Raw genomic sequence first — 8,477 nt, forward strand, 5'->3', positions numbered from 1 at the left:
TGAATCGTTGGGAGGCGCGCAGTCGTTTGGCGCGGCTCAAGAGAGTGTGCAAAACGAGCAGCATATTACTACCGATATGCAATTAGAGGATGCTGCACTAGATTTAGATGCTGTGCTCGATGATATTGAGTCCACATTGGAAGAAAACGCCGAAGAATACGTTAATAGTTTCGTGCAAAAAGGTGGCGAATAGTGCCCCAACTTCGCGATAGCAGCACCTCATCTCAGGTGCCCCCTAGCATTGCAGTTCACGATACCTCCTTCGAAAGAATTTTTGGTATTGAAACAGAATACGGGGTGAGTGTCACTGGGGGAGAGCATGGTATTGATGCTGCTCATGCTGCAGCCGTTATGTTTGAACCTGTTATTTCGCAATCGCGTTCCACCAACACGTATACGGAGAATGGTTCGCGCCTGTATTTGGATGTGGGTTCGCATCCTGAGTATGCCACGGCGGAAGCGCGTACTGTGCGCGATGCTGTGCTCTTAGATGCTGCCGGCGAAAATCTTATGGCGGGTTTAGCACACAACGCCGAACGTATGCTGCGTGAACGCACGAGCAATAACGGGCTGAAAGTGCACGTGTATAAAAACAACACGGATTCTCAAGGTCACTCTTTTGGTTGCCATGAAAATTATTTAGTGCGTCGCGGCGTCAGCTTAGATATGTTAGAACGTTGCTTTATTCCGTTTTTAACCTCGCGTATTATCTATGCTGGGTCTGGAGCTGTGCGCGGCAACGAGTTTCTTATTTCTCAGCGTAGTGATTTTTTGGATGACACTATTTCTTCCGCGACTACACGCTCGCGTCCCATGATTAACACCCGCGATGAACCGCATGCTGATTCACGTGTGTATAGACGATTACATGTGATTATGGGTGATTCGAATCGTTCTCCCCGTGCCAATTGGATGAAACTGATGACTGCGCATCTGGTGCTGTGCATGATTGAGGCAGGAACGCGCGGCGAAAATTACGGTTTGGAGGAGCTTGCACTTGCCGATCCGGGTGAGGCTATGCGGATGATAGCGCGCGATGTGAATGGGGCGGTTTGCGTTCGGCTTGCAGACGGTCGAGAACTTTCAGCCATAGCTATACAACGTGAATACTGCCGTGCTGCTGAGCTATTTATGAGCAGACATGCCGATGATTTACGTGCTGACGTGCGTGAAGAAGCCGCTCAATGCATACAGTTGTGGGCAAAAACTCTTGATCAGTTAGAGCAAGGTAATTTGCATGCTTTGGGCTTATGGGTGGATTGGGTAGCTAAGTATGAGCTGATTGAGGCTATGCGCCGCAGAGGAGCCGATAGTGCGCGCGCTCAACAAATAGATTTTGCTTATCATGATATAGCGCATGACAGCGTATTCAGTGCTTTGATACAGCATGAGCGTATGCATTCTGTTTTTACAAAGGAGCAGATTCGTTCAGCGGTATTGCGAGCTCCTTCAGATACTCGTGCTGCTGCGCGTGGTGCTTTTGTTCATGCTGTACGGTCTACGTCTATGCGGTGGAATGCCGATTGGACGAGTGTGAGCGTAACGCCATCGCGCAATACGCATACGATGACTGCTCATATGCTCGATCCTTTTGATAGTCGGGGAGATGAACAGTTTGATGCTGTGATGCGAGCCGTACGAGGTTTAGACGATAGTAATCCTATTTTGCCGTTGATATAAGAAAAGCTCCCCGTAGGGAGCTTTTCTTATATGTACAGAAAACTTCTTAGTTTTCCTGAGCAGCCTTCTTCAACAAGGAACCTGCGGAAAGCTTTACACCGTAACCTGCTGGGATCTCGATGGTTTCGCCAGTGCGTGGGTTGCGACCAGTGCGAGCTGCGCGGGTTACGCGAGTTGCAGAGAGAACACCAGTGAGGCGCAAGCCTTCGCCGGACTGCAAGGACTCAGCGAGAACTTCCTGGAATGCGTTCACAGCAGCTTCAGCCTGTACCTTGGTCAGGTTAGTCTTCTGTGCAATCTTTGCTACGAGGTCAGACTTGTTGTACGCCATAATAGAACATCCTTCTTGTCAGGGGCTTATACGAAATAAGCCCGATGTATTCACACTCTCCTAATAATACCCGATTTTCCGTACAAAACCGCGAAAAATAGCCAAAAATCTAGAAAATTCTCAGTTTTGTGAGTCAAAATTACACTTTTGTAATTTATTTGTGTGTTTTTTGGGTGTTATAGCTACATAAGATTGTGTTTATTCATGTAGCTCATGGCTGCAGCGCCGAGAGGAATACGGATCCAGTAGGTCATTACGCGGAAAAGCAAAACGGCGGATAATGCCATAGCAGATGGAATACCTACACCGGTAAATGCAACAGTTAACGAGGTTTCCACACCGCCTAAACCACCCGGTGTTGGTGCAGCAGATCCTACTGTATTAGCAACCAAGAAAATAAAAGTAGTATCAATAAAGTTTGCTGGAATATTAAAAGCACGTAAAGCAGCCCAGAAGCTTAAACCAAGCAAAAGGTTTTGGATAATCGAACCCATAACTGCCAGCGCAAGTTTCTGCGGTTGCGTAATCAAAAAGAGGAGCTGACGAGCAAAATTTTTCAATGGAGGAACAAGCTTCGTCATAATTAGTTTGCGTACAGGGGTAATAATCATACTTAACGCAATAATCAAGCCAAGAATACCGAGCACAATAGCTAAAGTTCCTGTTGGTACTAAACGAGTAATACCGTTATTACCAGTAAACAAGCCGAAAATAATCAAAATGCTAAAAACAGTAGCAAACTGCACAGCAACAGTTGCCGTCATAACTGCTGTAGCCGAGTTATTTTTATGACCAGTTTTACGCAAAAAACGCAAGTTCACAAAAGCAGGACCAATGCCCGCAGGCATGCTTACAGCCGCAAAACTTTGAGCAACCTGAGAAATAAAAACATCTAATGCACGTCTCTTATCGCTGTCCATATATGTGCCCAAAGTAATCGCCGAGCCAATCCATGAAGCGCAGCCTGCTATAAAACTTAAAGCAGCAAAACTAGGGCTGGCGTGATGAACGCTATCGATAATCGTGCGCATATTGAGCTGAGTGAGAACAACAAAGAGAGCAATAACGACCAAAACCGCCGTAATGAAGTTGCGTAAGCTGAAACGCGATAGAGGAACGAGGTCAACATCATCAGTATCATCCTGAGAACCCAGAGCACTGAGTTGAGAGCGCAAGTCCTTCATAATAGAACGGTTCCAAGTGCTCATATCGCGCACAGAGGATGGGATAAGAACATTTTGCACAAAAGGCGTAATGCCCTGCAACTTTTCGTTCGACCAAGCAGCACGTGCAGCACGAATAGTTGCCTCCACTCCTGCAAGAGCGGATAAAACAGTTAAGATTTGAACGCGGTCGGCAGCAATATGAGCTGCGCTGCTAGTAACGTCGCCATTTTCCCAACCGCACACAATAAGCTCTCCTTGAGCGTTACGTGCCAGAGACTCCACAGAAATATGGCGGTGAGTAATGCCATGTGCATGAGCAGTGTCGAGGAATCGCAGCACATGAGCAATATCATTGTCGCTAATTGTATTCGTGTTAGCAGCGGTAATAGCTGTGTTTTTGTGCAAGAAAAGGATGGCTGAATCTTTCGATTGCGTAGCTGCATAAGGCTCTACAGCGTCTAAACCACTATTGCGCACAGCCAGAAGCATAAGCATATGATGATGCGTCATATCGTTTACAGAACGGTCGCGACGCAAGGATAAATGCGATAATTGCACGCTTTGCCAGACCTGACGCACATAGCTTTTGCTATGATTTTGCGCATCTGCTACCGATGCAATAAATTGATGGCCATTGTCAGTGGTGAGCGTATATCGGCGCGAATTATAAGTAATATCGTCATCAACGCTGAAGTTGCGAGCATTAAGCGCGGTATCTCCAGCAAAATCAATACGTATAGGATTAAGTCCCACTGATTGAGCAGCATGAACAATGCCTTGACCCCATATACCAATATTGGGCGAGCCAACCGTAAAACGAATAAGCAGACCTATGCAACGGCCTACAAGCAAAGACACCATCATGCCCACAAACGAGTTTGCCGATAACATGACTAAAACGGCGGACACGATGATGAGGGCATTCCAACTCCATGTGAGAGTGGAGCGCAGACGGTGAGGTCCAGCGCATGTGAGGAAAGCGATCAATCCGCTAAAGAGTTCAGGTAAGAGAAATTGAATGCTGCTTGGTGATGATAACGCATCGATAAGTGGCATATAATGGATGGTCATAATAAGCTGTGATATGCCCACAGCTCCGGAAATCCCGGCAAGAAAGCCGACTAGAGAAATTGCTGTTTGCCCCCATTCGCGTTGAGATAGAAGCTGCACAACAACACTCAAAATAATAATAGTCATGGTTGCTTGCTGCAAAAATGCCAGAGGAACAGCGAAAAGCCAGTCATCTAATACCAAGCCCACAGCATGAGCATCTGCTTCCACACCACGAGTAATACCATGCAAATATAAAGACAGTAGGGTGAGAAGAACGGCTCCTAGCAGGGAAAATATGGCGTTTGTTAAATCTGCAATATCGTGGGCGCGCTGAGGTTTTATATCGTGAATGAGCACGGTGTCGCTGTGAGTGTGGGAGTGAAGCTGTTTTTCGGAACGAAGCGTGTTTTCCGAACGGAGCGTGTTTTCCGAACGGAGTGTGTGCTGTGTCTTCTCTGTCTGCGGGGTAGAGGAGTTGTGTTCATTCGCGTTAATACGTGAATCAGTTGTCTTCATAAAACCCTTTAGCGCTGGATAATCAGTCAATAGTCAGTGGATAGTTCATGGGTAACCGTTAGGTAGCCAATGAAAATGAGGCAGTAACTTGTGCCACTGCCTCGTCTCCTTATAGCCCGATTATACTACCGATAATCTACCGATGCATAAAATCAACGAGCTTATTTGCCACACCTGTGTAGGTAGATGGGGAGAGAGCTGCTAAACGTGCAGCAGTATCATCATCGAAGTTCAGTGTGCCAATAAACTGCTCAACATCGTCGGAAGAAATAGAATGACCGCGCATCACTTCCTTCACGCGCTCATATGGATTATCCATTCCTTCGATGCCCTTCAAGGCTTGAGCGCGCATAGCAGTTTGAATAGGTTCACCGAGAACTTCCCAATTCTCGTCCAGCTCTCCAGCAATCACCGACTCATGAGGGTGAATTGCGTCTAAGCCACCAGACAAGTTGTAGAGAGCTAACATGCTGTAGCCGAAGGCCACACCGATATTACGCTGAGTTGTGGAATCAGTTAAATCACGCTGCCAGCGAGATTCTACGAGCGTTGCGCTGAGAGAATCGAATAGAGCGCAAGACAATTCCAAATTAGCTTCGGCATTTTCAAAGCGGATAGGATTGACCTTGTGAGGCATGGTGGAGGAGCCTGTTGCACCCTTGACGGGAACTTGAGCGAAAACGCCACGAGAAATATACATCCATACATCTTGTGCCAGATTATGTGCAATGCGGTTGAAATGGCTAATGGATGAATACAGTTCTGCCTGCCAATCATGATTTTCAATCTGAGTGGTCAGAGGATTCCATGTAAGCCCCAGACGCTGGGAGACGAAACGATGAGACAAGCTGGCCCAATCAACCTCTGGCAAAGCAACAGTATGTGCACCGAAAGTACCCGTTGCTCCGTTAATCTTTCCCAAATATTCCTGAGCTTCTACATGACGAATCTGACGGCTTAAGCGATAGACCCATACAGCCATTTCCTTGCCCAAAGTACTTGGGGTAGCTGGCTGACCGTGGGTGAGGCTGAGCATAGGTAGATCGCGATATTGTTCTGCATTTGCAGTCAACTGATCGACGAGCTTATGAGCTGCAGGCAGCCAGATATTTTCAACAGCACCCTTAACGCATAATGCATAAGAGAGGTTGTTAATATCCTCGCTGGTGCAGGCAAAATGAACCAAAGGCTTCAAACGAGGAAGCTGTGTTGAACCTAAAACGTCTGGAGCAGCATCCAAGCGACGGTCAATGTAGTATTCGATTGCCTTCACATCGTGATGAGTTACGGACTCGATGGAGGCTAACTCTGCAATACTTTCATCGTTAAAATCTGCTTCAATAGAGCGCAAATAGTCAATTTCTTCTGGGGCGAATGGTTCTACACCTGGAATAACGCTATTGCCGCCGTCACCATTGGCAAGCTCAATCATCCATTCAATTTCCACATGAATACGTGTGCGATTGAGTGCAGGTTCGCTTAAATATTCAACGAGTGGAGATGTGGCAGATTGATAGCGGCCATCGAGAGGACTTAAAGCAATATGTGGGGTAATGTCAGTTAAGTTCATATCCCCAGCCTACGGCAAGGCATATACGCGCAGAGCGTTTAGTTGCTCGATATTCGGCATCTGAAATACATGTTTTTATCCATAGTTCCCTCCGTGAGTGTGCGGATATGCTGATCGTGTTCATTGAGATTTTCGTTGTGCAGTTTTTGAGCGTCTTCTAAGGTTGCTCGATGATAGTTCATGCCGTGCGTGAGCTCGTGCTTTTCAGCGGCGTGAGCGACGGGCGTGGACGATGGGAAGGTGGAGTGTGCAGGTGCGGGGTTTGGTGCGGTCGCGTTGTTTGCTAATCCTGACGCAGAATCGCTGATAACGCCGCGCACAGTAAGCCAATGAGGATGTTTTGGATTGCTGCGTCCATCTAGATGCGAAACGATTTCTCGATCTGTTTCTATGCTGGTCACCCACGTTGTTTTTGTGGCAATAGGGTGATGCGCAATAGGAGAGCCTGCGGTTACAACATGAGCAATCGTATAAGGCTGCTGTGCATCGCTTGCTAAAGCAGCAGCCACAATTCCCCCTTGAGAGTGACCAACGAGAGCAACCGGTTCTCCCGCTTTAATTCCAGCACGATGCATGGCAGTGCGCACGGCAAGAAGACTATGTGCCTGCTCACGGGTTTGTTCACGCGAAGACATAAGACTGAGATTTTGGCTCCATCCGAAAGGTGAGTCTTTCTTTCCGTCGGTGCCTGGAATAGTCACTATCCACGAGTGTGACCCATCGGTGTGCGTGTAGCGTTGGATTGCTACAGTGCCGTACGAGTTTCCTGGCTGTCCAATGCTGAGTTTTTCGAGGTTGACTATGGTGTCGTGCAGATTGTGAGCAGCGGGCAGAGGAGCGCTAACTGAAACAGCTTTAATATTCATGGCGTAACTGGTATGTGTGCTACTGAGCGGTGAGACGGGATGAGCAAGAGCATCAGCAACTCCAGGAATCCCTTCACATGGAGAGAAAATACGGCTGACACCACTCAAGTAGTCTTCTTGTGCAGACCGTGAGTTTGTTAGAGATCCTATGAGCGAAGCGTGGGGCGATGCCATCTCGCGAATAGTAGACCACGCGCCCAGAGCAAAGGCTGTGGGTACTGGATAGTGATACGCGGCAGCCATAGTTAAAGCGGATATGATACGAGAGGTCTGTGCCTCGGTTTGAGAATACAGATTATATGAGCGCATCATGCAATCAGCTATATGACGAAGTTGAGCAATAACACTGAGCGCTGATTGCACATGCTGCGCAAGAACTGTGCATAGATTCGCGCAATGTGCTGATGAAGGATGCGAAGCTCCGCTGTGTGCAGCACACGTGGCAATAGTCATACTGCGTTGATGTATATAGCTGTGCGTTTGTTGCATAGCACTAGTATTCATCTCTAATTGCTCGGCATAATTGATCATCTGGCAGGCATATGTATGCAACTCATCAGGATTATCCAGCACAGTGGTACCGCCAAAAATATGTGCAAAAGTATAGATTGGACTGCTCATGTAATCATCACCTGATCTACATAGATACGTGAACTTGAGCAGTCTAAAGCGCTAGCCAAAACAGCACATTGCTCACGAAAAGCCGTGCCTGCATCGCCATACCATACAATACGAGAACTGGACTGCACAAGGGATAATGCTTGCACCATAGTGTCATGACTTGTACGTAATGCGCTAGCCGCAAGATAACGGCAATCTGCATACACCTCCGCACATGTGCATGTGAGAGGAAGAATTGATGGATCTCTCATAAAACTTGCAGTATATGCGGCATCAAATTCTTCTTGCGTATGGGCAGGCGCACGCTGAGGTGTTAAGCGTTCCATAAGAGGGCGGCGCAATGTTTTTTGAAGGTCAATAAAAGAAGCGTTCATATATCTATTGTCTTGCGCTGCGAACTGAAGAAAAAATTATCAGGAATATGTGAACCAATGTGGATAACACGCCATAAGGGGCGCATGGAGAGCGCGGCTGCGTCGTGCTAGAAAGTGGCTCTTGGGTTTTTAGCGGGGTTGTGTGTGAATGGTTCGTGAATCGTGACTTCGTCTATTCATGCATCGAGGAGCATTCATTCCACTCTGATTTGGGAAGATCTCTTGCTCTGACGCATTCTGCTTAACCGATTAATACACCTGTTATTCCAGTTTTGAAGCACAAAAATGGCTTCAAAACTG

General features: G+C 47.2%; 7 protein-coding genes. 2 read left to right on the forward strand and 5 right to left on the reverse strand.

Going from position 1 to position 8,477, the window contains the following annotated elements; all coding sequences use genetic code 11:
* Nucleotides 1-46 precede the first annotated feature (46 nt).
* The gene (locus HMPREF2909_RS09830; RefSeq protein WP_065422084.1) at nt 47-193 is read left to right on the forward strand and encodes a ubiquitin-like protein Pup; all 147 of its coding nucleotides are present in this window, start codon (nt 47-49) and stop codon (nt 191-193) included.
* Nucleotides 193-1,680: a proteasome accessory factor PafA2 family protein gene (locus HMPREF2909_RS03675; protein ID WP_071415265.1), complete on the forward strand. Its 1,488-nt coding sequence runs from the start codon at nt 193-195 to the stop codon at nt 1,678-1,680. The genes HMPREF2909_RS09830 and HMPREF2909_RS03675 overlap by 1 nt, the downstream gene beginning before the upstream one ends.
* 46 nt (nt 1,681-1,726) lie before the next feature.
* On the opposite strand, the gene HMPREF2909_RS03680 is transcribed toward HMPREF2909_RS03675, so the two are convergent.
* The 5 genes from HMPREF2909_RS03680 to HMPREF2909_RS03700 all read right to left on the reverse strand — a co-directional run bounded on the left by HMPREF2909_RS03680 (nt 1,727) and on the right by HMPREF2909_RS03700 (nt 8,177).
* Nucleotides 1,727-2,011: an HU family DNA-binding protein gene (locus HMPREF2909_RS03680; protein ID WP_018143076.1), complete on the reverse strand. Its 285-nt coding sequence runs from the start codon at nt 2,009-2,011 to the stop codon at nt 1,727-1,729.
* Nucleotides 2,012-2,193: 182 nt separating this feature from the next.
* Nucleotides 2,194-4,746, reverse strand: coding sequence for a lysylphosphatidylglycerol synthase transmembrane domain-containing protein (locus HMPREF2909_RS03685; RefSeq protein WP_084797241.1), 2,553 nt, complete (start codon nt 4,744-4,746; stop codon nt 2,194-2,196).
* A gap of 136 nt (nt 4,747-4,882) precedes the next feature.
* On the reverse strand, nt 4,883-6,316 hold the full coding sequence (purB, locus tag HMPREF2909_RS03690; RefSeq protein ID WP_071415266.1) for an adenylosuccinate lyase: 1,434 nt from the start codon (nt 6,314-6,316) through the stop codon (nt 4,883-4,885).
* 38 nt (nt 6,317-6,354) lie between these two features.
* Entirely contained in the window at nt 6,355-7,803 is a 1,449-nt protein-coding gene (locus tag HMPREF2909_RS03695) for an esterase/lipase family protein (RefSeq protein WP_071415267.1), read from the reverse strand.
* Nucleotides 7,800-8,177, reverse strand: a complete 378-nt coding sequence (locus HMPREF2909_RS03700) for a hypothetical protein (RefSeq protein ID WP_071415268.1) — start codon at nt 8,175-8,177, stop codon at nt 7,800-7,802. The genes HMPREF2909_RS03695 and HMPREF2909_RS03700 overlap by 4 nt, the downstream gene beginning before the upstream one ends.
* Nucleotides 8,178-8,477 lie beyond the last annotated feature (300 nt).

The organism is Alloscardovia sp. HMSC034E08, from assembly GCF_001813415.1.
GTDB classification, from domain to species: domain Bacteria; phylum Actinomycetota; class Actinomycetes; order Actinomycetales; family Bifidobacteriaceae; genus Alloscardovia; species Alloscardovia omnicolens.

Bases quoted from the DNA above. Each gene is read 5' to 3' on its own strand.
- HMPREF2909_RS03680 (WP_018143076.1), bottom strand. From the start codon at position 2,011: ATGGCGTACAACAAGTCTGACCTCGTAGCAAAGATTGCACAGAAGACT.
- HMPREF2909_RS03685 (WP_084797241.1), bottom strand. From the start codon at position 4,746: ATGAAGACAACTGATTCACGTATTAACGCGAATGAACACAACTCCTCT.
- purB (WP_071415266.1), bottom strand. From the start codon at position 6,316: ATGAACTTAACTGACATTACCCCACATATTGCTTTAAGTCCTCTCGAT.
- HMPREF2909_RS03695 (WP_071415267.1), bottom strand. From the start codon at position 7,803: ATGAGCAGTCCAATCTATACTTTTGCACATATTTTTGGCGGTACCACT.
- HMPREF2909_RS03700 (WP_071415268.1), bottom strand. From the start codon at position 8,177: ATGAACGCTTCTTTTATTGACCTTCAAAAAACATTGCGCCGCCCTCTT.